This is a genomic window from Pseudomonas sp. GL_090 (assembly GCF_057837765.1).
This window is the reverse complement of the sequence record NZ_CM174452.1, coordinates 4,874,885-4,899,960: the sequence shown is the minus strand read 5'-3', so window position 1 is coordinate 4,899,960 and position 25,076 is coordinate 4,874,885. Positions and strand designations below refer to the sequence as shown.

At 60.7% G+C, this 25,076-nt stretch carries 23 protein-coding genes; 10 read left to right on the top strand and 13 right to left on the bottom strand.

What is annotated here, in order from left to right:
• Nucleotides 1-69 precede the first annotated feature (69 nt).
• Nucleotides 70-744, top strand: a complete 675-nt coding sequence (locus AC3ITA_RS22010) for a DNA-3-methyladenine glycosylase I (RefSeq protein ID WP_095942679.1) — start codon at nt 70-72, stop codon at nt 742-744.
• 100 nt (nt 745-844) lie between these two features.
• Here AC3ITA_RS22010 and AC3ITA_RS22005 read toward each other — a convergent pair whose 3' ends face one another.
• From AC3ITA_RS22005 to arsC, 3 genes are read right to left on the bottom strand one after another with little or no spacing between them, the layout of a single operon-like run.
• Nucleotides 845-1,270: a DUF2069 domain-containing protein gene (locus AC3ITA_RS22005; protein WP_150672587.1), complete on the bottom strand. Its 426-nt coding sequence runs from the start codon at nt 1,268-1,270 to the stop codon at nt 845-847.
• A gap of 1 nt (nt 1,271) precedes the next feature.
• Entirely contained in the window at nt 1,272-1,868 is a 597-nt protein-coding gene (gene wrbA, locus AC3ITA_RS22000) for an NAD(P)H:quinone oxidoreductase (protein WP_095942677.1), read from the bottom strand.
• Nucleotides 1,865-2,218 carry an arsenate reductase (glutaredoxin) gene (gene arsC, locus AC3ITA_RS21995; RefSeq protein WP_150672588.1) on the bottom strand — a complete coding sequence of 118 codons (354 nt, stop codon included), beginning with the start codon at nt 2,216-2,218 and terminating at the stop codon, nt 1,865-1,867. Before arsC ends, wrbA begins: the two co-directional genes overlap by 4 nt.
• 114 nt (nt 2,219-2,332) lie before the next feature.
• On the opposite strand from arsC, the gene AC3ITA_RS21990 reads away from it, so the two are divergent.
• On the top strand, nt 2,333-2,800 hold the full coding sequence (locus AC3ITA_RS21990; protein ID WP_095942675.1) for a TlpA disulfide reductase family protein: 468 nt from the start codon (nt 2,333-2,335) through the stop codon (nt 2,798-2,800).
• A gap of 40 nt (nt 2,801-2,840) precedes the next feature.
• Here the strand turns inward: AC3ITA_RS21990 and AC3ITA_RS21985 are convergent, their stop codons facing one another.
• The 4 genes from AC3ITA_RS21985 to AC3ITA_RS21970 all read right to left on the bottom strand — a co-directional run bounded on the left by AC3ITA_RS21985 (nt 2,841) and on the right by AC3ITA_RS21970 (nt 7,598).
• On the bottom strand, nt 2,841-3,245 hold the full coding sequence (locus AC3ITA_RS21985; RefSeq protein WP_095942674.1) for an META domain-containing protein: 405 nt from the start codon (nt 3,243-3,245) through the stop codon (nt 2,841-2,843).
• Entirely contained in the window at nt 3,245-3,679 is a 435-nt protein-coding gene (locus AC3ITA_RS21980) for a hypothetical protein (RefSeq protein WP_095942673.1), read from the bottom strand. Before AC3ITA_RS21980 ends, AC3ITA_RS21985 begins: the two co-directional genes overlap by 1 nt.
• Nucleotides 3,680-3,756: 77 nt before the next feature.
• Nucleotides 3,757-4,749 carry a 2-hydroxyacid dehydrogenase gene (locus AC3ITA_RS21975; RefSeq protein ID WP_150672590.1) on the bottom strand — a complete coding sequence of 331 codons (993 nt, stop codon included), beginning with the start codon at nt 4,747-4,749 and terminating at the stop codon, nt 3,757-3,759.
• Nucleotides 4,750-4,844: 95 nt separating this feature from the next.
• Nucleotides 4,845-7,598 (bottom strand): response regulator, encoded by a 2,754-nt coding sequence (locus AC3ITA_RS21970; RefSeq protein ID WP_095942671.1) that lies wholly within the window; start codon nt 7,596-7,598, stop codon nt 4,845-4,847.
• 215 nt (nt 7,599-7,813) lie between these two features.
• Between AC3ITA_RS21970 and AC3ITA_RS21965 the strand changes: the two genes are divergently transcribed.
• The 8 genes from AC3ITA_RS21965 (at nt 7,814) to AC3ITA_RS21930 (ending at nt 17,362) form a co-directional block, all read left to right on the top strand.
• Nucleotides 7,814-8,533: a response regulator transcription factor gene (locus AC3ITA_RS21965; protein WP_489278361.1), complete on the top strand. Its 720-nt coding sequence runs from the start codon at nt 7,814-7,816 to the stop codon at nt 8,531-8,533.
• On the top strand, nt 8,523-9,944 hold the full coding sequence (locus AC3ITA_RS21960; protein ID WP_489278360.1) for a histidine kinase sensor domain-containing protein: 1,422 nt from the start codon (nt 8,523-8,525) through the stop codon (nt 9,942-9,944). The genes AC3ITA_RS21965 and AC3ITA_RS21960 overlap by 11 nt, the downstream gene beginning before the upstream one ends.
• A 168-nt stretch (nt 9,945-10,112) precedes the next feature.
• The gene (gene cysM, locus AC3ITA_RS21955) at nt 10,113-11,015 is read left to right on the top strand and encodes a cysteine synthase CysM (RefSeq protein WP_489278359.1); all 903 of its coding nucleotides are present in this window, start codon (nt 10,113-10,115) and stop codon (nt 11,013-11,015) included.
• Entirely contained in the window at nt 11,015-12,367 is a 1,353-nt protein-coding gene (gene rlmD, locus AC3ITA_RS21950; protein WP_414929067.1) for a 23S rRNA (uracil(1939)-C(5))-methyltransferase RlmD, read from the top strand. The genes cysM and rlmD overlap by 1 nt, the downstream gene beginning before the upstream one ends.
• 102 nt (nt 12,368-12,469) lie before the next feature.
• Nucleotides 12,470-14,713, top strand: coding sequence for a GTP diphosphokinase (gene relA / locus AC3ITA_RS21945; protein WP_095942666.1), 2,244 nt, complete (start codon nt 12,470-12,472; stop codon nt 14,711-14,713).
• Nucleotides 14,714-14,851: 138 nt separating this feature from the next.
• Nucleotides 14,852-15,685, top strand: a complete 834-nt coding sequence (gene mazG, locus AC3ITA_RS21940) for a nucleoside triphosphate pyrophosphohydrolase (RefSeq protein WP_489278358.1) — start codon at nt 14,852-14,854, stop codon at nt 15,683-15,685.
• 28 nt (nt 15,686-15,713) lie between these two features.
• A complete protein-coding gene (locus AC3ITA_RS21935) occupies nt 15,714-16,256 on the top strand; it encodes a DUF2058 domain-containing protein (protein ID WP_008051468.1) in 543 nt (180 codons plus the stop codon).
• A 158-nt stretch (nt 16,257-16,414) separates the two neighbouring features.
• A complete protein-coding gene (locus tag AC3ITA_RS21930) occupies nt 16,415-17,362 on the top strand; it encodes a hypothetical protein (RefSeq protein ID WP_095942664.1) in 948 nt (315 codons plus the stop codon).
• 67 nt (nt 17,363-17,429) lie between these two features.
• On the opposite strand, the gene AC3ITA_RS21925 is transcribed toward AC3ITA_RS21930, so the two are convergent.
• The 6 genes from AC3ITA_RS21925 to AC3ITA_RS21900 form a co-directional block, all read right to left on the bottom strand.
• Entirely contained in the window at nt 17,430-17,618 is a 189-nt protein-coding gene (locus AC3ITA_RS21925) for a hypothetical protein (protein ID WP_095942663.1), read from the bottom strand.
• 403 nt (nt 17,619-18,021) lie between these two features.
• Nucleotides 18,022-19,242, bottom strand: a complete 1,221-nt coding sequence (gene fabB / locus AC3ITA_RS21920; RefSeq protein WP_095942662.1) for a beta-ketoacyl-ACP synthase I — start codon at nt 19,240-19,242, stop codon at nt 18,022-18,024.
• A gap of 11 nt (nt 19,243-19,253) precedes the next feature.
• Entirely contained in the window at nt 19,254-19,769 is a 516-nt protein-coding gene (gene fabA, locus AC3ITA_RS21915; RefSeq protein WP_003227150.1) for a 3-hydroxyacyl-[acyl-carrier-protein] dehydratase FabA, read from the bottom strand.
• Nucleotides 19,770-20,016: 247 nt separating this feature from the next.
• Nucleotides 20,017-21,918: an ATP-binding protein gene (locus tag AC3ITA_RS21910; protein ID WP_489278357.1), complete on the bottom strand. Its 1,902-nt coding sequence runs from the start codon at nt 21,916-21,918 to the stop codon at nt 20,017-20,019.
• Nucleotides 21,915-22,847: an ABC transporter substrate-binding protein gene (locus tag AC3ITA_RS21905; protein ID WP_150672596.1), complete on the bottom strand. Its 933-nt coding sequence runs from the start codon at nt 22,845-22,847 to the stop codon at nt 21,915-21,917. The genes AC3ITA_RS21910 and AC3ITA_RS21905 overlap by 4 nt, the downstream gene beginning before the upstream one ends.
• Before the next feature lies 1 nt (nt 22,848).
• A complete protein-coding gene (locus AC3ITA_RS21900; RefSeq protein WP_489278356.1) occupies nt 22,849-24,972 on the bottom strand; it encodes a TonB-dependent receptor plug domain-containing protein in 2,124 nt (707 codons plus the stop codon).
• Between the last annotated feature and the right edge of the window lie 104 nt (nt 24,973-25,076).

Below are 25,076 nucleotides of genomic sequence, written 5' to 3'. Positions count from 1 at the left end.
GCCAGCAGGCTGGCTCCCACAGGTTTTGTCACAAGTTGGCAGTTCATTTTTCAATTCTCAGGAGAGGGCATGCGCGATTACAAGTGGCTCAATGAATACTGTCTGAACCGCTTCGGTTCGGCGGCTGAACTGGAAGCCCATCTGCCCGCTCCCAAGACCCCGGCGCAACTGCGCAAGATCAGCGACGACCGCTACCTCTCGACGATGGCGCTGCGGGTATTCCGCGCCGGGCTCAAGCACAGCCTGGTGGATGCCAAGTGGCCGGCCTTCGAAGAAGTATTCTTCAAGTTCGACCCGGAAAAAGTCGTGCTGATGAGCGCCGAGCACCTTGAGCGCCTGATGCAGGACACGCGGATCATCCGTCACTTGGGCAAGCTCAAGAGCGTACCGCGTAATGCGCAGTTCATACTGGATGTGGCCCATGAAAAAGGCAGCTTCGGTGCGCTGATCGCCGATTGGCCGGTGACCGATATCGTCGGGCTCTGGACCTTCCTGAAAAAGCGCGGGCATCAGTTGGGCGGGCTGTCGGCCCCGCGCTTCTTGCGGATGATCGGCAAGGACACCTTTGTACCGAGCTATGACGTGGTGGCGGCGTTGAATGCGCAGGACATCATCGACAAGGTACCGAGCAGTCTGCGCGACCTGGCGTTGGTCCAGGACGTGTTCAACCAGTGGCATGAAGAAAGTGGCGGGCGGCCGATGAGCCAGATTTCGATGATGCTGGCTTACACAGTGAATCATTGAGACCTAGTCGCTCCAATCGCGAGCAGGCTCGCTCCCACATTGGATGTGTGTCGTTCACAAAATCCTCTGTGGGAGCGAGCCTGCTCGCGATGGCGTCAGATCAGGCGACAGAGATTTCGCCTTCACCCGCCAGCTTGCGGTTCAACTGATACCGCCATCGCACATACAACAACGCCGAGCAAAACACCGCCAGGCTCGCGCCCATCTCCAGCAAACCGAATACTTGCCGGTTCGGGTCATAGGCCGCCAATGCGCCCTTGATGAAATACAGGTTCACCACGAAGCACATCCACGAATGCCCGCGAGGGCTGCCGATGATCATCCCCGGTGCCAGAATCAGCAGTGGCACCAATTCGATCAACAGGATCACCCAGGGGCGTGCCCCGTGCAGATCGGCAATCGCCAGGTAGTAAACACACAGCAATCCCACCAGCCCGAAAAAACACAGCAGGCTGATGGCGCGCATCGCCTTGACCCGTGGTTCGAGCCATTCGAGGGCGGGCAGGATCTTCGGTTTCTTGGCCACCTCAGCTCTCCAGTTTCTGTGCAGTCTTGGCCAGGCGCATACCCAGCGCGCGGCACAGCGCCACTTCATGGGCATCCAGACCGCTTTTGCCATCGGCGCCGGCGTGGTGGCTGGCGCCGTATGGCGTACCACCGCCCTGGGTTTCCAGCAGTGCCGATTCGCTGTAGGGCAGGCCGGTGATCAGCATGCCGTGGTGCAGCAACGGCAGCATCATCGACAGCAGGGTGGTTTCCTGGCCGCCGTGCAGGCTCGCGGTGGAGGTGAACACACCGGCCGGTTTGCCCACCAGGGCGCCGGTCAGCCACAGGTTGCTGGTACCGTCGAGAAAGTACTTGAGCGGAGCGGCCATGTTGCCGAAGCGGGTCGGGCTGCCAAGCGCCAGGCCGGCGCAGTTCTTCAGGTCGTCGAGGCTGGCATAGAGTGCGCCTTCGTCGGGAATCTCCGGCGAAACGGCTTCGCACTCGGAGGAAATCGCCGGCACCGTGCGCAGGCGGGCCTCAAGCCCGGCCTGTTCGACACCACGGGCGATCTGCCGGGCCATTTCGTTGGTCGAGCCGCTGCGGCTGTAGTACAGAACCAGAATGTACGGTGCACTCATGGCAACAGTTCCAGGATCTGTTCCGGTGGGCGGCCGATGATGGCCTTGTCGCCGACTTCGAGTATCGGTCGCTCCATCAGTTTCGGGTGGGCGGCGATGGCGGCGATCAACTGCGCTTCGCTCAGGCTGCTGTCAGCCAGGTCGAGGGTCTTGTACTCGTCCTCGCCGGTGCGCAGCAATTGCCGCGCGCTGATCCCGAGTTTGCCCAGCAGGCTCTGGATCTGCGCGGCGTCCAGCGGGGTTTCCAGATAGCGGACCACGGTCGGAGTCAGGCCACGGGCTTCAAGCAGTTCGAGCGCACCGCGGGATTTCGAGCAGCGCGGGTTGTGATAAAGCGTCAGATCGGTCATGAGCGGGTCGCATCTTGCGTAAGGTGGCAGCTATTCTAACTGTGCAGCGCGCAATCCAGAACCGTGAGAGGCGATGGGTCGCAGGCGCATTTTATTTTTGACAAGGAACACGACATGACAAGGCGACTGGCAGCAGCATTGGCGATCATCGGAGCGTTGATGCTGGGGGGCTGCGGTAATGACTATGGCATCGACCAGGACGGCCACAAGATCGCCGCCGACCGACTGGACGGCAAATGGCTGGTGCTCAACTACTGGGCAGAATGGTGCGGGCCTTGCCGTACCGAGATACCGGAGTTGAATGCCTTGGCCGAGCAGCTCAAGGACAAGAAAATCGGTGTGTTCGGGGTCAACTTCGACAATGTCCAGGGGCAAGAGCTGAAGGGCGCGAGCGAGAAACTGGGGATCAGGTTCACCGTGCTGGCCCAGGATCCTTCCGAACTGTTCGAGCTGCCGCGCAGCGAGGCGTTGCCGGTGACCTACATCATCGATGACAAGGGCAAGGTGCGTGAGCAGTTGATGGGTGAACAGACGGCGGCGGGGGTGATGGCCAAGCTTGAGGCGTTGCAGGCGAAGAATTGACTTTGCAGGAGCCGGCAAGCCGGCTCCTGCAAAGCTACGATCAACCCTCCTCAAGCCACCAACGCAGCGGCTTGCCTTCGGCTGGCCAGAAGCGGATCTGCTCGATCGGGGAGACGTCCCAGCGCTGGACGTTTTCCAGGGCCTGAAGGAAGCGTTTTTCCTGTTCCATCAGCGCCGGTGCACACAATTTGCGGGTGCTGCCGATTTTGCCGAAAGTCAGTTTGTCGCCATCGAGGGTGTACGGCGCAAACCAGTGGTTGCAGCCGCCATTGCCGTACGCCCGGCCGTCTTCGCCGAGGGTGATGGTCAGGTGGCTGTAGTCCATCAACGGCCGCTCGCCGATCCACTCCAGAATGTAGCTGCGATTGTGTTCAAGCTGCACCGGCTCGGCGGCGCAGCCCAGCAGGCTGGCGCCGACCATGGCGCTCACAGCGAGGCGTTTCATCACGCAGGCTCCTGGCATTTCGGGCACAGGTGTTTCTCGCCAACGGTGGTCCAGCCCAATTCGGCAATCCTTGCGGTGGCGGCAGGTTTTTCGGCCTTGTTGCCCAGCTTGGCATCGACGGCGAACTCGAAGCTCAGCTCTTTGGCGCAGCTGTCACAGTTCACTTGCCAGGTGTGGATGGCCAGTTCGCCGAACACCGGGCCACTGGCCACCGCGACCCATTGGCCGGGCGGGTTGATCAGGTGGCGAACCGTTTCGACGGTCAGGCGCATGGACAAGTCCCTGGCACCCTTGAGGGTCACGACCAGCACGTCATTGTTGCGAATCGAACCACCGTTGCCGGTGACTTGATAGCGGCCCGGCACCAAGGCGCGGCATTCGGTGAGGGTGTGTTGCGGGTTCATCAGGCTGTAGCGGAAATCGTGTTCGACCATGGGTCCTCCAAATATGCGCGATATGCTAGCACGGGCTTGCACGCCGCATCGCGCAGGCAGATGACCTTCGATCCGTTTCAGTCGCCCGTGACCTGGTTTTCCGGGGTGCCCGCCGTCCAGGCTGCAATGTTGCGCAATGTGGTGGCGGCAATCGCGTCCAGCGCTTCGCGGGTCAGGAAGGCCTGGTGCGCGGTGACGATCACGTTAGGAAAAGTCAGCAGCCTGGCCAGTACGTCGTCTTGCAACGGCAGGTCGGAGCGGTCCTCGAAGAACAACTGCGCCTCTTCCTCATATACATCCAGCCCCAGGTAACCCAGGCGTCCGTCTTTCAGTGCGTCGATCAGTGGCGGGGTGTCCACCAGGCCGCCACGTCCGGTATTGATCAGCATCGCGCCCGGTTGCATGTGCGCCAGGGACTCGCGGTTGATCAAGTGCCTGCTCTGCTCGTTGAGCGGGCAGTGCAGGCTGATGATCTGCGAGTCGGCCAGCAATTGCGGCAGGCTCAGGTAGCGCGCGCCGAGGGCTTCGACCTGTGGGTTGGGGTAGGGGTCATAGGCCAGTAACTGGCAGCCAAATCCGCTCATGATTTTGGCGAAGGTGGCGCCAATCTGACCGGTGCCGACCACGCCGACGGTCTTGCCCACCAGATCGAAACCGGTCAGCCCCTGCAGTCTGAAATCCCCTTCGCGAGTGCGGTTGTAGGCGCGGGGCAAGCGGCGGTTGAGTGCGAGGATCAGCGCTACGGCATGTTCGGCCACGGCGTGGGGCGAATAGGCCGGGACGCGCACGATGGCCAGTCCCAGTCGCTTTGCCGCTGGCAAGTCGACATGGTTGTAACCGGCCGAGCGCAGGGCGATCAGGCGTGTGCCACCGGCGGCCAGGCGTTCGAGTACCGCCGCGCCTAGGTCATCATTGATGAATGCGCAAACCGCTTCATACCCTTGGGCGAGCGCCACCGTGTCGAGGCTCAGGCGCGCAGGCTGAAATTGCAGCTCGATGCCGGGCGGTTGCTCGGCCGCGAGGAAGCTGTCGCGGTCGTAGTTCTGGCTGCTGAAAAGTATCGTACGCATGCGGTGCTCCTTGAAGGTGGCCTGCGCCGTTGAGCAAGCCGGCATTCGACAGTCGTCAGGTTAGCTCGCCGGCAACCCTTCGCGATTGCGCTGCATCAAGCATTCATACGCGCCTGGGCCGCCAGGCGATTGATTGCCCGGTCGAGCTCATCCAGTGCCACGCCGGCTTTCGGGTCCTGTTGCTTGAGCAGGGTTTCACTGCGTTGGCAGGCCGCACGCAATTGCGGTACGCCGCAGTAACGCGTCGCGCCATGCAGGCGATGGACCCGTTCGATCAGGGCGTTGTGGTCATTGCTTTGCTGAGCCTGTCGGATGGCTTCGCGGTCAGCCTCCAGTGACGCCAGCAGCATTGCCAGCATGTCTGCAGCCAGGTCAGCCTTGCCGGCGGCCAGGCGCAAGCCCTCCTCGTGGTCGAGCACCAGCAGGTCTTGAGCGCCAGCATGCCCATCGCCGGAGCGCTCCGGGCTGTGATTGCGTAGCGCCAGGCCGGTCCACTTCAGCACCACCTGGGCCAATTGCCGTTCGCTGATCGGTTTGGTCAGGTAGTCGTCCATGCCGCTTTGCAGCAGCGCGCGTTTTTCGTTGGCCATGGCGTGGGCGGTGAGGGCCACGATCGGCAAAGGCGTGCAATGGCGTTCGCTTTCCCATTGGCGGATCGCCTCGGTGCTCTGGCGACCGTCCATGCCGGGCATCTGCACGTCCATCAACACCAGATCGAATGTCTCGTTCTGCACAGCCTTGACGGCGGCATAACCGCTTTCTACCGCGAGTACCCTGGCGCCCATGTCTTCGAGCAGGGTCTGCACCAGCATCAGGTTGGCCGGATTGTCGTCGACGCAAAGCACCTTCGGGGCGCGACTGGACAGCGGTTCGCCCGGTTCGCTGCGCATCGGACGCGGGCTGACCAGGTCAGACAGGGAGCGTCGCAGCTTGCGGGTGCAGGCCGGTTTCGCCTGGAGCTGGCTGTGGGGGTTGGGCACGGAAAGATGAAAGAGCGTCTGTTCCGTGGTCGGGCACAGCACCAACACTTTGCAGCCAAGATGTTCGAGGTCCCAGATGTGCTGGTTCAGGCGTTCCGGCGGCATGTCGTTACTGGTGATGCCGAGCACGGCAAGGTCGATCGCCTGGTCGGTCTGGTGGGCGGCGGTGACGCCATTGGTCAGGCTTTCCAGGGTATTGAACGGTGTGGTGCTGAGGCCGCAGTCTTCCAGTTGATGCTGCAATGCCTGCCGCGCCAGCTCGTGGTTTTCCAGTACCGCCACCCGGCGCCCGAGCAAGGGTGCGCAGGGCAGGTCTTCGGCATCGTCGCGGGTTTTCGGCAGGCTCAGGCTGATCCAGAACTCCGAGCCTTCCCCCGGCGTGCTGTCGACACCGATCTCGCCGCCCATCTGTTCAATCAGACGCTTGGAAATCACCAGGCCCAGGCCAGTGCCGCCGGGTTGCCGCGACAGCGAGTTGTCGGCCTGGCTGAAGGCCTGGAACAGGGCGCGTACGTCCTGGTTCGACAGACCGATGCCCGTGTCCTGAATGCTGATGCGCAACTGCACGGTGTCTTCGTGTTCTTCTTCGAGCATGGCGCGGGCGACGATGGTGCCTTCGCGGGTGAACTTGATCGCGTTGCTCACCAGGTTCGTCAGAATCTGCTTGAGCCGCAGCGGGTCGCCCACCAGTGACAGCGGTGTGTCCCGGTACACCAGGCTCACCAGTTCCAGCTGCTTGGCGTGGGCGGCCGGGGCGAGGATGGTCAGGGTGTCCTGCAGCAGGTCGCGCAGGTTGAACGGAATATGGTCGAGCACCAGTTTGCCGGCCTCGATTTTCGAGAAATCGAGAATCTCGTTGATGATGCCCAGCAGGCTGTCGGCGGATTTTTCGATGGTGCCCAGGTAGTCGAGCTGGCGCGGGGTGAGCTCGCTTTTTTGCAGCAGGTGGGTGAAGCCGAGAATGCCGTTGAGCGGCGTGCGGATTTCATGGCTCATGTTGGCCAGGAATTCGGACTTGATCCGGCTCGCTTCCAGGGCTTCCTTGCGCGCCAGGTCCAGCTCGATGTTCTGGATCTCGATGGTTTCCAGGTTCTGGCGCACATCTTCGGTGGCCTGGTCGATGCTGTGCTGCAATTCTTCCTGGGCGTTCTGCAGGGTGCCGGCCATGCGGTTGATGCCGGAGGCCAGTTCGTCCAGTTCCTGGCTGCCGAGGGGCGGCAAGCGGGTTTCCAGATGACCGTCCTTGAGTTGGGCCACGGCCTGCTTGATCTGGCTCAACGGCCGATTGATCGTGCGCCCCATTCGCAGGGCCAGCAATGCCGCCCCCGTCAGCCCCCCGGCAATCAGCATCAGGCTGGCGAACAGGCTGCGGTAACCACGTAACAGCATGCTGTTGTGGGACAGTTCAAGCTCGACCCAGCCCAGCAGGCGGTCGGCTTCTTCGGGAATCACGTCTCCGGCCAGGTTGCGGTGTTTGCCGAATACCGGCAGCAGATAGCGGGTCGCATCGCTGCCACTGCGGCGCAGCATCTGCGTGCCACTGCCGGAAGGTGTCTGGTTGAGCATGGTCGGGCCGGCGTGGGCCAGCAGCGTGCGGTCAGGAGCCAGGAAGGTCACGGCCCGTACGTCGGTTTGTTCCAGGGCCTGGGTGGCGATGCGCTCGAGCAGTTCGTTGTCCTGATGGCCCATGGCTGGCGCCGCCAGTGGAGCCAACTGCTCTGCGATCATTTCGCCGCGCTGCATGAGCTGGGTTTGCAGGTCAGCCTGTTGCATCCAGGTAAAATATCCCCCCAGCACTAACGCCATCAGGCTGGTTGGCAGCAGGGTCAGCAACAGCACGCGGCCTTTGATTCCCAGTTTCTTGAGCACGCATCTCTCCTGCATCCCGCAATTTATTGACCTGCACATGCATCCACCATGCATCCCTTGCGCAGTGTAGCGATTTGCTTGCGGGCAATCCTCGTAAAAATGATGCAGTCATTCGTCGGCCAGGACGAGTCATTGGTGATATAGGCCAACCGCAGGTTGCTCCTGACGAGGCAATCTTGAATAATCGCTCAACTGAGAATTATTTGCAGATACTCATGACTCCCATCACTGCCGGCCTCCCGCGAATCCTGTCCATCGAAGACGACCTTGTGCTCGGCGCTTACGTGCATGAGCACCTGGACCGTAGCGGTTTTCAGGTGACCTGGTGCCAGAACGGCCAGGAGGGCCTGGACATTGCCCGCCGGCAGCCTTTCGATGTGGTGTTGATGGATATTCTGCTGCCGGGCATGGACGGTCTGGCGGTACTGACCCAGTTGCGTCAGAGCCATTCCACCCCGGTGTTGCTGATGTCGGCCCTCGGTGCCGAAGCCGACCGTATCAGCGGCTTTCGCCTGGGGGCCGATGATTACCTGCCCAAGCCCTTCAGCATGGTGGAGTTGCGGGTGCGCATCGAAGCCATTCTGCGCAGGGTGGCACTCGACCGCCGGCCGGTGCCGACAGCGCCTGCTCCTTCGATGGACAGCCTGCGTTTCGACGATGAAAGCTTCGAGGTCTTTTACGGGGACCAGGCTGGCGGCCTGACCCGCAGCGAGTATCGGTTGCTGGAGACGTTGCACCGCACTACCGATGAAGTACTGAGCAAAGCCTTCCTTTATCAACAGGTGCTGCAACGCGGTTATGCGGCCCATGACCGTAGCCTGGACATGCACATCAGCCAGATCCGTCGCAAGCTCAAGGCCATCGGCTACACCGAGCGCGAAGTGCGTACGGTATGGGGCAAGGGCTACATCCTGAGCGCCGCCGATGAAATGTAATTTGCCGGGCAGGCATTCGCTGTTCTGGAAACTGGCCTGTCTATTGGTCGCTTTCTGTCTGCTGATGATCTGGCTGAGTTGGTCCTGGGGTCGGTACATGGAGCAGCGTAACCAGTTCCTCTCCGATGAGGCCCGTGGCACCCTGACACGCTATGCCGCCGAGGCCGAGCAGGCATGGCGGCAGCGGCAGGGCGCCGGTGTCGATGACTGGCTGCAAGGCATGCATCAGCGGGAAAAAGGCTGGGTCGGTGTGATCGGCGGTGATTTGCAGTCCTTGAGCAACCAATCGCTGACAGACAAGGAAGTCGAGCGCCTGACTTTTTTGCGCGGCCTCGATTGGCCGATCCACAAGAAAGGCCAACCCTGGATGCGCATACCGTTTCCCGGTGACCCGTCCGCCGGCAGCCTGGTGATCGAGTTGCCCAAGCGCTTCGTACCCGGGCGTTACCGGGTGTTCTGGCGGGTGATCACCAACGGCGTGATTCCGGGATTGTTCACCTTGCTGCTGTGCGTCGGGTTGTATCGCTTGCTGGTGGTGCCGCTCAACAGCCTGCGTGAACAGGCCAATGCCTGGCGTGCCGATCAACTGAACGTACGACTGTCGAGCCGCACCACCAATCGTTCCGATGAACTGGGCGAGTTGGGCAGGGCGTTCGATCACATGTCCGAGCGCCTGCAAAGCACCGTGGCCTTGCAGCAACAGTTATTGCGCGACCTGTCCCACGAATTGCGTACGCCGCTGAGCCGCCTGCGCGTGGCCAGTGAAAGTGAACAGGGGCTCGAAGCCTTGCGCGAACGCATCGGCCGTGAGGTCGATGGCATGCAGCGCCTGGTGGAAGACACATTACAACTGGCGTGGCTCGATACCGAGCGCACCCGGTTGCCCGACGAAGCGATCCAGGTCCAGGCCCTGTGGGAAATGCTCACTGAGAACGCCTGCTATGAAAGTGGTTGGCCCGATACGCAGTTGCAATGCACGGTGGATGCATCCTGCTGGGTTCGCGGTCATCTCAACACCCTGGCCCAGGCGCTGGAAAACATTCTGCGTAATGCGATTCGGCATTCACCGGCGGGAGGCATTGTCCAACTGGGCGGTCGGCGTGATGGCGATTTCTGGCACCTGTGGCTGGAGGATCACGGCGGCGGCGTGGCGCAAGCTGATCTGGAGCGGATCTTCCTGCCGTTTACCCGACTGGACGGTTCGCGGCCGGGGGATGGTGGGTTCGGCCTCGGCTTGAGCATCGCCCGAAACGCGGTGCAGCGTCAGGGCGGACAGCTGTGGGCGCAGAACACCGGGACCGGGTTGCGCCTGAATATGCGGTTGTTGGCGGATGATGGCGATGTCAGTGACAACGCCATCGCGAGCAGGCTCGCTCCCACACTGACCGTGTTTCAACCACAAATTGTGTGATCACCTCAGCCCTCTGTGGGAGCGAGCCTGCTCGCGATGAGGCCCTTCCACACACCGATAAATCCGGGCTTATTCCCATAAACCATAAGCACCACACTTTGCGTGATATGGCCTGCGAACGTTTGCCGGTATGATAGGCACCCCCGCAGTCTGGATTGCGAATACGCCATGACCTTGCAGTACCCAACCATCGCCGATTGCGTCGGCAACACTCCGCTGGTCCGTTTGCAGCGCCTGCCCGGCGCCACCAGCAATACCCTATTGCTCAAGCTCGAAGGGAACAACCCGGCGGGTTCGGTCAAGGACCGTCCGGCGCTGTCGATGATCACCCGCGCCGAACTGCGCGGGCAGATCCACGCCGGCGATACGCTGATCGAGGCGACCTCGGGCAACACCGGGATCGCCCTGGCCATGGCCGCCGCGATCAAGGGTTACAAGATGATCCTGATCATGCCGGACAACTCCAGCGCCGAGCGCAAGGCAGCCATGACCGCCTATGGCGCCGAGCTGATTCTGGTCAGCCAGGAAGAAGGCATGGAAGGCGCCCGTGACCTGGCGCAGAAGATGGAAGCCGAAGGTCGCGGCAAGGTACTGGATCAGTTCGCCAACGGTGACAACCCCGAGGCGCACTACACCACTACTGGCCCGGAAATCTGGCGCCAGACCCAGGGCACCATCACTCATTTCGTCAGCTCCATGGGCACCACCGGCACCATCATGGGCGTGTCGCGCTACTTGAAAGAGCAGAACGACAACGTGCAGATCGTCGGCCTGCAACCGATGGAAGGCTCGGCGATCCCGGGTATCCGCCGCTGGCCTCAGGAATACCTGCCGAAGATCTACCAGGTCGACCGCGTGGACCGGATCGTCGACATGGCCCAAAGCGAAGCCGAAGACGTGACCCGTCGTCTGGCCCGCGAAGAAGGCATTTTCTGTGGTGTGTCCTCGGGCGGTGCCGTGGCGGCAATGCTGCGTCTGTCCAAAGAAGTTGAAAACGCGGTGATCGTCGCGATCATCTGCGACCGTGGCGACCGTTACCTGTCGACCGGCATTTTCGACGCGCCCAACTGATGGCCAAACATGAAAGAGGCCTGCGCTTCCAGCCCACCGGCGGCAGCAAGGCCCCGCAAGTCCCGACCGGCAAAAAGCAGCGCCTGACCATCGAGCGCCTGGCCAATGACGGTCGCGGTATCGCGTTTTTCGAAGGTCGCACCTGGTTCGTCATCGGCGCTTTGGCCGGTGAAGAGATCGAGGCGCGCGTCCTCGGTGCCCACGGCAAAGTGGTCGAGGCGCGCACCGAACGGGTGTTCAAGGCCAGCGAATTGCGCCGCCCGGCGCCGTGCGCCCATGCCGGCCGCTGCGGTGGTTGCAGCGTGCAACATCTGCCCCACAACGAACAGCTTGCCCTGAAACAGCGCATGCTCGCCGAGCAGTTGTCGAGGGTCGCGGGCGTCGAACCCGAAGAGTGGGCGGCGCCATTGAGCGGTGCGGAGTTCGCTTATCGGCGTCGTGCTCGCGTCGCGGTGCGCTGGGACATGAAGGCGAAAAAACTCGAAGTCGGTTTCCGTGCCGCCGGCAGCCAGGACATTGTGGGCATCGATGATTGCCCTGTGCTGGTACAGCCTTTGCAACCGATCATGGCCCGCTTGCCGGAGATGCTGCGGCGCTTGAGCAAACCCCAGGCACTTGGGCATGTGGAGTTGTTCAGCGGCTCGACGCTGGCCGTGTTGCTGCGGCACATGGCGCCGCTGTCCGACGCCGACCTGACCATCCTCAAGGATTTCTGCGCGTTCCATCAAGCCCAGTTGTGGCTGCATGGCGACGGCGAACCACAACCGGTCGAGGTCGATCAGTCGTTGGGCTATCGTCTTGAACAGTGGGGCCTGGAGCTGGCGTATCGTCCAGGCGATTTCATCCAGGTCAACGCCGCGGTCAACGAAGCGATGGTCGCCCAGGCGCTGGACTGGCTGAAGCCGACAGCGGATGAGCGCGTACTCGACCTGTTCTGTGGCCTTGGCAACTTTGCCTTGCCGCTGGCCAGGGCCGCTCGTGAAGTGGTGGCGGTCGAAGGCGTGCAAGTGATGGTCGATCGGGCAGCGGCGAATGCCGCTAGCAACAATTTGCATAATGCGAAGTTTTTTCAGGCCGATTTATCCCTGCCTTTGACGGACGCCGAATGGGCCGCCGAAGGCTTTTGTGCGGTACTCTTGGACCCACCGCGTGACGGTGCTTTCGAGGTTGTGCGCAAGCTCAGGAGCCTGGGCGCCGAACGTTTGGTGTATGTGTCGTGCAATCCGGCGACGCTGGCGCGCGACACGGTCGAATTGATCAAGCAGGGCTACCGGTTAAAACGTGCCGGGATTCTCGATATGTTTCCTCAAACGGCACATGTCGAGGCCATGGCGTTATTTGAAGCGAGCTAGGATGCTCGTCTGGTCCGACTGGCCCGCCCGTGCAGCCGCGCACGGGCAACGAAGGTCAGCGATTTGACGCATTGAATCTGCGTCGTAGGGAAGGTAAGCAAGATGGTACAGGTGAGAGCACACCAGCCAATCAACACCGACGGCAGTATCAATCTCGAGGCTTGGCTCGATCATGCGGTCAGTGTCGATCTGGCACTGGATCGCGAAGCCTTGAAAGAGGCCTGCGAGTACGCTCGCGAGGCCGAACAACAAGCCAATGCGGCACAGAATCTGTGGTCGGAAGGTAACTCGACTTTCCGTACCGGGCTTGAGATCGCCGAGATCCTGGCCGATCTCAAACTCGACCAGGACTCACTGGTCGCCGCGATCCTGTATCGAGGCGTACGTGAAGGCCAGATCAAGTTGCCGGCCGTCAGCCAGCGCTTTGGTCCGGTGGTGTCCAAGCTCATCGACGGCGTGCAGCGCATGGCCGCGATCAGCGACAGCCTGAGCCCGCGTAAATCCCTGGTGCTGGGCACCCAGGGCCAGGTGGAAAACCTGCGCAAGATGCTGGTGGCCATGGTCGACGACGTTCGCGTCGCCCTGATCAAGCTGGCCGAGCGTACGTGCGCAATCCGTGCGGTGAAGACCGCCGACGACGAAAAGCGCAACCGCGTGGCCCGTGAAGTCTTTGACATCTACGCGCCGCTGGCCCATCGCCTGGGTATCGGTCACATCAAGTGGGAACTGGAAGACTTGTCTTTCCGTTACCTCGAACCCGACCAGTACAAGCAGATCGCCAAGCTGCTCCATGAGCGGCGACTGGATCGCGAGCGTTTCATCAGCGACGTGATGAGCCAGCTGAAAAACGAATTGCAGGCCACCGGCGTCGATGCCGACATCAGCGGCCGGGCCAAACACATCTATTCGATCTGGCGCAAAATGCAGCGCAAGGGTCTGGAGTTCAGCCAGATCTACGACGTGCGTGCCGTGCGCGTGCTGGTGCCGGAAATGCGCGATTGCTACACCGCGCTCGGCATCGTCCACACCCTGTGGCGACACATCCCGAAAGAGTTCGACGACTACATCGCCAACCCCAAGGAAAACGGTTATCGCTCGCTGCACACCGCGGTGATCGGGCCCGAGGGCAAGGTGCTGGAAGTGCAGATCCGCACTCACTCGATGCACGAAGAAGCCGAACTCGGCGTGTGCGCGCACTGGCGCTACAAGGGCACCGACGTCAAGTCCGGCTCCAATCACTACGAAGAGAAAATCTCCTGGCTGCGCCAGGTGCTCGAATGGCACGAAGAGTTGGGTGACATCGGCGGGCTGGCGGAACAGTTGCGGGTGGATATCGAGCCGGACCGGGTCTACATCTTCACCCCGGACGGTCACGCCATCGATTTGCCGAAGGGCGCGACCCCGCTGGACTTCGCCTACCGCGTCCACACCGAAATCGGTCACAACTGCCGTGGCGCCAAGATCAACGGGCGCATCGTGCCGCTCAACTACAGCCTGCAAACCGGTGAACAGGTCGAGATCATCACCAGCAAGCACGGCACCCCGAGCCGTGACTGGCTGAACCCGAACCTGGGCTACGTCACCACGTCGCGGGCACGGGCGAAGATCGTTCACTGGTTCAAGCTGCAGGCTCGTGACCAGAACGTCGCGGCCGGTAAAACCCTGCTCGAGCGCGAACTCAATCGCCTCGGCCTGCCGGCGGTGGATTTCGACAAGCTGGCCGACAAGGCCAACATGAAAACCGCCGAAGACCTGTTCGCCGCCCTCGGCGCCGGGGATCTGCGCCTGGCGCAACTGGTCAACCTGGCGCAGCAACTGGTCGAGCCGGAGCGTGGCAACGAACAGCTTGAACTGATTCCACGCAAGGCCACCGGCTACAAACCGGGCAAGCGCGGCGACATCCAGATCCAGGGCGTCGGCAACCTGATGACCCAGATGGCCGGCTGCTGCCAGCCGCTGCCGGGGGATGCCATCGTCGGTTACATCACCCAGGGCCGTGGGGTGAGCATTCACCGCCAGGACTGCGCCTCGGTGCTGCAACTGAGCGGGCGCGAGCCGGAACGGATCATCCAGGTCAGCTGGGGCCCGGTGCCGGTGCTCACCTATCCGGTGGATATCGTCATTCGTGCCTACGACCGTTCCGGTCTGCTGCGTGACGTCTCGCAGGTTTTGCTCAACGAGCGGATCAACGTGCTGGCGGTCAACACCCGTTCGAACAAGGAGGACAACACTGCGTTGATGTCCCTGACCATCGAGATTCCGGGGCTGGATGCATTGGGGCGGTTGCTGGGGCGGATTTCCCAGTTGCCGAACATCATCGAAACCCGGCGTAACCGTACGCCCTGAGACGGGAGCGCTTTACTGTAGGAGCGAGCTTGCTCGCGATGAACCAGAGAACGGCGCGTTCATTCAGATTGCACGCGTCATCGTTAACGTCCATCGCGAGCAGGCTCGCTCCTACAGGGAGCGGAAAGAGACTGAACGATGTATTCACTTGAAGACCTGCTGCACCTGATGAACCGCCTGCGCGACCCGCAGTACGGTTGTCCGTGGGACATCAAGCAAACCTGGGCCACCATCGTCCCGCACACCCTTGAAGAAGCCTATGAAGTTGCCGATGCCATCGAGCGCGGCGACTTCGATCACGTGCAGGGCGAGCTGGGCGATCTGTTGTTCCAGGTGGTGTATTACAGCCAATTGGCCCGGGAAGATGGGCGCTTCGAGTTCGCCGGCGTGGTCGACAGCATCACCCGCAAGCTGATCCGCCGTCATCCTCACGTGTTCCCCACCGGCGATCTCTACGCACCACTGGATGTCCCACGCCTGAGCGAAGCGCAGGTCAAGCAGCGTTGGGAAGAGATCAAGGCCGAGGAGCGCGCGGAGAGGTCCTCGGCGCCTGAACAGCTGTCGTTGCTCGATGACGTCCCCGCTGCAATGCCGGCGTTGTCACGCTCGGCGAAATTGCAAAAGCGCGCAGGGCAGGTCGGCTTCGACTGGCCGGACGCCTTGCCGGTGTTGGATAAAGTGCGTGAAGAGCTCGATGAAGTCCTCGAAGCCATGTCGGAAAATGATCCCGAGGCCGTGGCCGACGAGATCGGTGACCTGCTGTTTTCCGTGGTCAATCTGGCGCGGCATCTCAAGGTTGATCCGGAAACGGCACTGCGTGGCGCCAACGCCAAGTTTGAAAGACGCTTTCGTTTTATCGAACAGGCATTGCGCGACACCCGCCGTCCCATGGAAGATTGCACCCTCGAAGAGTTGGACGCCTTGTGGGGCGAAGCCAAACGTCAGGAAAAGAATTTGCCCAGCTGCGGTTGAGCAGTGGCCTAAGTGAGTAATAAGCACCATGAGCATTTCCCTTCGCGACCAGTTGCTCAAAGCAGGGCTGGTCAACCAGAAGCAGGCCAAGCAGGTCAGCAAAGACAAGCAGAAACAGCAACGCCTGGCCCACAAAGGCCAGATCGAGCTGGATGACTCCCAGCAGCGCGCGGCACAGGAAGCCATGGCCGAGAAGGTCAAGCGCGACCAGGAGCTCAACCGACAGCAGCAGGAAAAGGCTGAGGCCAAGGCCCGTGCCGCGCAGGTCAAGCAATTGATCGAAGTCTCGCGTTTGCCGAAATTGACGACCGAGGATTACTACAACTTCGTCGACGACAAGAAGGTCAAGCGCATCTGCGTCAACACCCTGATGCGCAACAAGCTCAGCAGCGGTTCGCTGGCCATCGTGCATCACGCTGGCGGCTACGAAGTGATTCCGCGCGAGGCGGCATTGAAAATTCAGGAGCGCGACCCGCAACGCATCGTGCAGTTGAATGTGCAGACCGAAGAAGTCAGCGTCGAGGACGATCCGTACGCGGCCTACAAGATCCCTGATGATCTGATGTGGTAATCGCTTCTCTGGCATTACATGTTTGTTAGTACATTGCTGGATTAATCAATTGAACCCGAAAGGTCGCGTCGATACGATCTCTCGGGTTTTCTTTCGCCCGAAGTATTCTCAGGGAAGAGAACTAATGGAATGAAGTTCAATGAATAAGGATATTCTCAATGCTGGTAAGTATCGCCTCGTTACGCCAACCCACTTTTAAATCGCAGCTTTCACAGCCGCGACAACTCGATCAATCCATTCACGATTACCTGGACGACGAGCTTGTCGTACGGGCGGAGCTTGTACGCCGAAAGATCAAGATCGCTGCGAAAGCTGCTCGCGACGATCACGGCAGTCCCGCGTGCGTTTTCGTTACCTTGCCTGAGTTTTTCTGGAACATTCCCTGGCACGAAGTCCGTAATGAACAGGAGCTTCACGAGCTGAACTCTGCCTATCTGACGAAGGTGACTGAATGTGTGACGCTTTTGATAAGCGATCTGCCAGTGGAGCGCTACGGCAAGATCGTTTTATTGGCGGGAAGTTGTGCGACGTTGATCAAGGTGGGAGAGGGGGAGTCGAGCTATTACGATGTCATCAATTATGTGCTGACCATTTCCAATAAGGAATATGAGGTCGACATGCCGCTGATGTCGATGTGGCCGAAACGTTATGTGTCAGGAATTGATTTTGGAAAAAATGTAGGAGCGGAAGACGGGTACTGGTTTTTCAAGTTGTTCGATCAGGTCGTGGTAAGGGTAAAGACAGTCAGTAGTGTGCAGGCCGAGCACAGTTACTTTGGTGGCTACGAAGGAACGTTTATTAACAGCCTTGTAGCGGGTTGCCCATTCGGCATCAATTTGTGCCTGGATTATGCGGTGTTGAAAGACGGTGAGCGGGACAAGGAAGTTGAACTGACGGGGGCAAAAATCGATTTTCTGATTGCCTGTGGCATGGACTTCGATTACGGCAAGCGTCATCTGTCTTCGCTTCAGTTTGCCGTCCGCAATGACGGCATGGGCGATGGTGAGTGCGAGGTGGTGAAACTTGAGGCGGGCTGGATCGTCGGTGTTGTTCCTTCGGTGGTGATCGACGACACCCTTCATTTAGCGGCCTTTCAGATTGCCTGAGCCGCGTGCCTTGGTCGCAGCCTGCCCGTGGGGGGAGGGGCAGGCTGCACGGTGGTGGAGTCTGTCTTCAACGGGTTGCGAGCTCGCGGTCGCGCTCGAGCATTTCCAGTTCGGCCCTGTAGTGTTGCGCTTCGGTCTCGGAGTGGAACATCCCGACCAGCAGGTCTTGTTGATGCACGTCCCAGATCCGGATACCGGCGGCTACACCCTCGTGGGATTTATGTGAATCGTCGCGTTCGGTTACTTTTACAGTCATCTGCTAGCTCCAATCTCTGTTATCTGCAGCAAGGCGTGTGCAGGTCTCTGTTATAGATGTTGGTAGCTTGCTAAGTAAACGACTGAGTTTGGTACGGGTTTTTTACAAAAACGGAAACAGTCCTGCAGCCCGCTAAACACGCGACATTCGGTTGCTGGGCATTAAGTTTCATGACAAAAGCTTCATGTTGGAAGCACCGCAAATCCGGTCTCGAGCATAAAACCTGTGGGAGCGAGCCTGCTCGCGAAAGCGGTGTGTCAGCCAATAAATATGTCGACTGATACTCCCTTTTCGCGAGCAGGCTCGCTCCCACAGGTCTTGCATCTGTCTTGGGCTTTTCTCAAGGCAAAAAAAACGCCCCGAACCAGTCGGGGCGTTTTTTGTGCGGCGTTATGACGGGGTATTACTTACCCTGCCAGCGCTTCAGTACCAAGGTGGCGTTGGTGCCACCGAAACCGAAGCTGTTGCTCATCACGGTGTTGATGCTGGCGTTTTCGCGGGTCTTGGTCAGTACCGGCAGGTCGGCCACTTCAGGGTCCAGCTCGTCGATGTTGGCGGAGCCGGCAATGAAGTTGCCTTCCATCATCAGCAGGCAGTAGATCGCTTCGTGAACACCAGCGGCGCCCAGGGAGTGACCCGACAGGCTCTTGGTGGAGCTGATGGCCGGAGCCTTGTCGCCGAACACTTCACGCACGCCTTTCATTTCCGCGACGTCGCCGACCGGGGTCGAGGTGCCGTGGGTGTTCAGGTAGTCGATCGGGGTATCGACGGTGGACAGCGCCTGCTGCATGCAGCGGATCGCGCCTTCGCCGCTCGGAGCAACCATGTCGTAGCCGTCGGAGGTCGCGCCGTAGCCGACGATTTCCGCGTAGATCTTCGCGCCGCGGGCCAGAGCGTGTTCCAGCTCTTCAACCACGACCATGCCGCCACCGCCGGCAATGACGAAACCGTCACGCTTGGCGTCGTAGGCACGGGAAGCTTTTTCCGGGGTTTCGTTGTACTGGGTGGACAGGGCGCCCATGGCGTCGAACAGGAACGATTGGCTCCAGTGTTCTTCTTCACCGCCGCCGGCGAAAACGATGTCCTGCTTGCCCAGCTGGATCTGCTCCATGGCGTTACCGATGCAGTGAGCACTGGTGGCGCAAGCGGAGGAGATCGAGTAGTTCACACCCTTGATCTTGAACGGCGTGGCCAGGCAGGCGGAAACGGTGCTGCCCATGGTCCGCGTGACGCGGTACGGGCCGACGCGCTTGACGCCTTTCTCGCGCAGGATGTCCAGCGCTTCCATCTGGTTCAGGGTCGACGCGCCACCGGAACCAGCGATCAGGCCGGTACGCACGTTGGAAACCTGTTCTTCGGTCAGACCGGAATCTGTGATGGCATCTTTCATGGCCAGGTAGGCATAAGCTGCCGCGTGGCCGACGAAGCGATAGATCTTGCGATCGATCAGTTCTTCAAGGTTGAGGTCAATGGAGCCGGAAACCTGGCTACGCAGACCCATTTCGGCATATTCCGGGTTGAACCGGATGCCAGGGCGGCTTGCACGCAGGTTAGCGGAGACGGTCTCTTTGTCATTGCCCAGGCAAGAAACGATGCCCAGACCAGTGATAACGACGCGGCGCATGCGAATAACCCTTAGAAGTTGTCAGTGGAGGTGAACACGCCGACCCGGAGGCCTTCGGCGGTGTAGATTTCGCGACCGTCGACAGTGACCGAACCGTCGGCGATGGCCAGGTTCAGTTTGCCTTTGAGGACGCGCTTGATATGAATGTTATAGGTGACTTTCTTGGCGGTCGGCAGGACCTGGCCGAAGAATTTCACTTCGCCCGAACCCAGCGCACGACCACGGCCCGGCAGGCCTTGCCAGCCCAGGAAGAAACCGACCAGTTGCCACATGGCGTCCAGGCCCAGGCAGCCCGGCATCACCGGATCGCCTTCGAAGTGGCAGGCGAAGAACCACAGGTCCGGATTGATATCCAGCTCGGCGACCAATTCACCTTTGCCGTACTTGCCACCTTCTTCGCTGATCAGGGTGATGCGATCAACCATCAGCATGTTCGGGGCGGGCAGTTGCGCGTTACCTGGGCCGAACAGCTCACCGCGACTGCAGCGCAGCAGGTCTTCCCGGGTAAAGGCGTTTTGTTTGGTCATGCGAGCTCCTCAATAGTCCCATGCGGCAGGTGGGGCAAATCTTCCCGGCCGATCGAAGCGTTCATGCCTCGAACCGGCAGCCTACTCATAGACTATTGCGTTGTGGTGAAAGTCACAGCACCAAGGACATGAATGTACACTTGTGCACTGAAATTATTATTCAAGCCCCTTTTCGGGCCTGTTCGGGGGCTTAAGACTGCCGCACTTTCGCCTTTCACGCCAGTCGCAGATGCTCGAAAGGCCTGTACTACTGCACCCAGCGTTGCAGAATTTGCTGCAGATCAGTCCGTTTGAACGGCTTGGCCAGGTAATCGTTCATCCCCGCCGACAGGCAGGCTTCACGGTCGCCCTGCAAGGCGTTGGCGGTCAGGGCGATGATCGGCAGGTCGGTGCAACCGGGCAGCTTGCGGATTTGTCGGGTGGCTTCATAGCCATCGATGATCGGCAAGCGGCAATCCATCAGGATCGCTTCAAAGATCAGGCTCTCGGCACTGCGTACCGCCTGCGCGCCGTCGGCGGCGACACTGACCTTGAAGCCCAGGCTGCGCAACATGGCTTCGATGACGGTCTGGTTGACCGGGTTGTCTTCGACCAACAGCACATTGCGCCCTTCGCCGTTGCTGTTGCGCGATTGCGCGCGAGGGGGTAACAGCGGTTGTGTCTGCTGGTGCAATGCCAGGGGGATTTCCAGGGTGAACACCGAACCGCGGCCTTCCTCGCTCTGCGCGCGCAAGGTGCCCCCCATGCGTTCGGCCAGGGTACGGGCAATCGGCAGGCCCAGCCCCGTGCCACCGTAGCGTCTCGAGATAGAGCTGTCGGCCTGCTGGAACGCGTTGAACATCAATTCCAGGCTTTGCGCCGGGATGCCGATACCGCTGTCGCGCACGGTGCAGGTGAACCACAGCAACTCGTGGTCCAGCGACTGCCACTGCGCCTCGATGGTGACGCGGCCCTTTTCGGTGAACTTCAGCGCATTGCCGACCAGGTTGACCAGTATCTGCCGGATACGCGTCGGGTCGCCCTTGACCTGCAAGCCGCGCATGTCGTCGGGGATCATCAGTTGCAGGTCCAGACCGCGTTGCGCGGCGCTGTGCTGGAACGACTGGGCGCAACTGACGATCAGGTCGGCGAGGTTGAACGGGATGTGCTCCAGCTCCAGCTCTGAACGTTCGATCCGCGAGAAATCCAGGATGTCGTTGATGACCTTGAGCAAGTGCTCGGTGGATTCCGAGGCCAGCGCCGCGTACTCCACCTGCTCCTCGGTCATGTCGGTGGTTTCAAGCAACTGCAGCATGCCCAGTACGCCATTCATCGGTGTGCGCAGTTCATGGCTCATCATGGCGAGGAAATCGGATTTGGCGTTGTTGGCCTTTTCTGCTTCTTCGCGGGTCTGGATCAACTGCGCCATGGCTTGATGTTGTTCGCGGCTGGCCTGCTCGAGACCGCTGGCGAGGTTATTGATGTGTTGCGACAGCGCCCCCAGCTCGGTGTCGTCGACAATGGGCAGCGGTGTCTTGTAGTCGCCGTCCTGGATCGCCTTGACCGCATTGCCGATATCACGGATCGGTTGCGACAGGCTGCCCGCCAGGCGCCGGGCCACGAGGAAGGTAAACAGCAGGGCGAACAGCGCCAGGATGGCGGCCTTGAGCACGATTTCCTGCTGGCGCCGGCTGAAGGCATCGTTGGACAGCCCGACGATCACCCGGCCCAGATAGTCTTCGACAGGGGCCACGGTGGCGGTTTTGCTGCTCTGGAAAAAATCATTGTGCAACGCGATGCGCTGGAGCCGAATCGGTGCCTGGAACACTTCGAGCTGTTGCGCGCGATTGTGGTGTTCGTTCGGTTGTTCAACGTACACCAGAACCCGGTTGGCGCTGTCCTGGATTTCCAGAAAACTCACATTGGGCGTGGCCAGCGTCGCCTTGAGCAAGGTTTCGAGCACTTCGATGTTGCCCGAAATCACTCCGTACTCGGTGACCGGGGCCAGTTGATTGGCGATCAACTGGCCGGTGTGGGTGATTTCCTGACGCAGATCCTGGATACGCACGAACGTGAAGAAGCTGATCAGCAACAAGGTCAGCAGCAGTGCAGGGCCGAGGCTGATGAGTTGGGTGCGGGTGTTGATGTCCCAGCGACGGCGAAAGTTCATGGGCGGCGTTCTCCTTCAGCCAGCAGTGCGGCGACAGACGCTTCGTTTATCTGTTCGATACCCAATGAACGCGCCACCTGCGGATTGCTCGCGACCTTGAATCGATGGGGGTAGTGCGTGCGCGGCCAGGTGGCCGGTGGCCGGTCGAGCAATTCGTCGAGGACCGCCAGCCAGTCGCTCTGATCGCTATAGGTGCTGGCCAGGCTCCCGGCCTTGACGAATCCGGCGTTGGGTCCGATCAGCGCCACTTGTCGCGAGTAGCTGCTCAGCAGCAGGTTCTTTGCGGTTTGCGGGTTGTACAGGTCGGCATCATCCAGGCCCAGCAACACGTCACTGTCATTAAGCAGGGCCTGTAATGGACGACTGTCGTGAATGTTGTCCCAGCGCTGAGTGACTATCTCAAGACCCAGGGGGAGGGCGGCCTGACGCAGCTCATTCAAGAGGAATTCACTGTGGGTGTCGTAGAGCACACCGATGCGTCTGGCCTGGGGCAACAAGGTACGGGTCAAGCGCAACTGGCGGTCCAGTGGTGGATCGCTCCATAGCAGGCAAAGGCGCGCAGGCAGCGAGGTGTCCAAGCGTTGCCGGGCTTGCAGGCGGCTGATGCGCAATACGAGTGTCGCCGGGCCTTGGGCGTTCTGCAGGCGCCAGTCGAGGCTGGGCAGGTCGAGCAGTATCAAGCGGATGTTTTCCGGCAGCTTGTCCGGTATCGGCATTTTAGCCAGCGTTTGGAAGCGTATGTTATCGCTTGGTCGCAGCTCGCTCAGGGCTTGGGTAAACGCCCGCACAGCGGGGCTGTCTTCGGCCCCTGTGAGCAAAATGTCGGCCGCATTACTCGCCAGGCTGCCCAGCAGGCCGCTTGTCAGCAGGCAGAGTATGGCCAGCAGCCGACCCAGGGGTGGCATTCTGCAGGCCGGACGATTCGGCATCTTAAAGCTCCAGCTCCGCGCTGAAATACATCACATGGCGCTGGTCATAATTATTGTCGATGAAGGTGGTCGGCTGATTGTCCAGCCGTTGCTGTAGCACTGCGGCCAGTTCCAGGCTGGCCTTGCCCAGGGCGATACGTTTGGCGATGCGCGCATCGACCCGTTCGAAGCGGTAGCCGTTGAGGGCGTCATCGCCATAATAGAAAAGCGCACTGTTCCAGCCCTGGCCCCAATCCCGCAGCCATCCGGCCGAGCCACTGTTGCTTGCAGTCTGCCTGGCATCCAGCGGATTGCTGGCGTCGGCATCGACGTAGGCATAGGTCAGTCGCAGGCGATCGAGGCTGCCGACACGCCAGTCGAGCTGGGTTTCGGCTCCCGAAAAACGCGCTTTGTTGGCGTTGCTGGCGATGTACTGATTGTTGCGCAGCGGTTCACTGATCATGCCGGTGATTTCGTCGTGGAACAGCTTCACGTCGAGCACCAGCCCCGGTTCGGGAAAATAGCCGTTGTAGCCCAGCTCCCGGGAGCGCATGTGCTCTTGATCGAGATCGCCGGGGCCACGGGTCTTGACGAAATAACGGGCGCTGGACTGGCCAAAGGCACCGGGCTTGAGGTTGGTGACCTGATAACTCCAGTTGACGTTATTCTCGAACATGTCCGGCGAACGGACGGCCTCGGAGTACACCGCACGCAAGCCGTGGCGCGGATTGATCAGGTAGTTGACCGCTATGCGAGGTGTCAGCGAACTGCCGATCAACCGGGTGTCCTCGAACATGGCACCGCCTTGCAGCAGCCAGTGTTCGGTGGCACGCCACTCGAACTGGCCGAACGCCCGCCAGAGAGTGTCATCGAGCGTGCCATTGAAGTAGGTCTCGGAATCGGCCCGGTCGTAACGATAATTCAGACCGCTGACCAGCCGCAGGTTATCGGCGAGGCTCAGGGTGTCCTGCAGCTCGAGGTCGTAGCGCGATTCCCGGGTGCTCTGGTCGATGTCGCCGCAAACGGTCTGGCTCGCGCCGTTGCGCCATTGATCGAGTACCTGGTTGGCCAGCGCCTGCTCGGCGGGCGTGCCGGCCGGTGCACCGGGGCCGAGGAAACGCGTGATATTGCGGGCCAGGCGTTCGGTGTAGTTCGGGTTCATTTGCCAGAGTTCGGTCAGTTGCGGGCTGAACGATATTTCAGCGTCGCAGGCGCGCCAGGTTTGCTGGCGATCCCAGTGTTGGGCCGAACCCTGAATATAAAGGCTGTGGTCGGGATCGATGTCCAGATTCCAGCGCAATGACCCGGCGTAATCCTTGGCGGTGACGTCTGAGTCGTTGCCCGCGCGGGTAACTCCCGGGAACACCGGGCGGTAGGTATAGGGCCGCTGGTTGGTGCCGTCCTTGGCATTCAATTGCCAATCGAGGCTCTGCCGTTCATTGAGGCTCTGGCTGACGGCCAGGTTGAAGCGATCGAGGCGACGGCTGTCATGGTAGTCCGCGCCCGTTCGGTCGGTGTCGAAACCGTCGTCTTGCTGGCCGGACAGGGACAGGCGCATGTCACCGTCTTCCCAGCCCAGTCCCTGGCTGGCGTAAAAGTCATTGATGCCGCGCTGGCCCCGGGTGACCTTCATGCGCGTACCGTGACTGTCGGCCGGCCGCCGGGTAATGATGTTGACCACCGCCATCAGCGCGTTGGCGCCGTAGCTGACGGTATTCGGCCCGCGAAAGACTTCGATGCGCTCGATGTCTTCCATGGCCACCGGAATGTCACTCCAGTCCACGGTGGCCAGGCCGGCGCGATACACCGAGCGCCCGTCGATCAGCACTTGCATGCGTCGCGCTTCAGTTGCGTTGGTGCCGTGGTAGTTAACCGCTGCCTGGTTGCCGCTGATATTACCGACCATCATCCCCGGCACCAGGCGCAGCAGTTCGCTGATGTCGCGGGCACCGCTGGCGTGGATCAGGGTGCTGTCGATCACCGTCATGCTTCCCGGCACCGCCGCTGGTGACTGCTTCAGGCGTGTTGCGGTGAGCACTTGCGGCAGCGGTTCGCTGTCCAGGAACAAGTCGTCGGCCAGCGCCGGCGAGCTGAAAATCAGCGCCAGTACCAGAGGCGAATGCGGTGAAGGGGAGCCCGGAGACACAACAGATCCCTGCCAGTGATTGTTGGCGCGCATGTTAACCGAGCCGAATGACTTTTCCATTCACGATGTCTGCATTTTCCTCGGTTTTATTGGTCTTCTTCCTA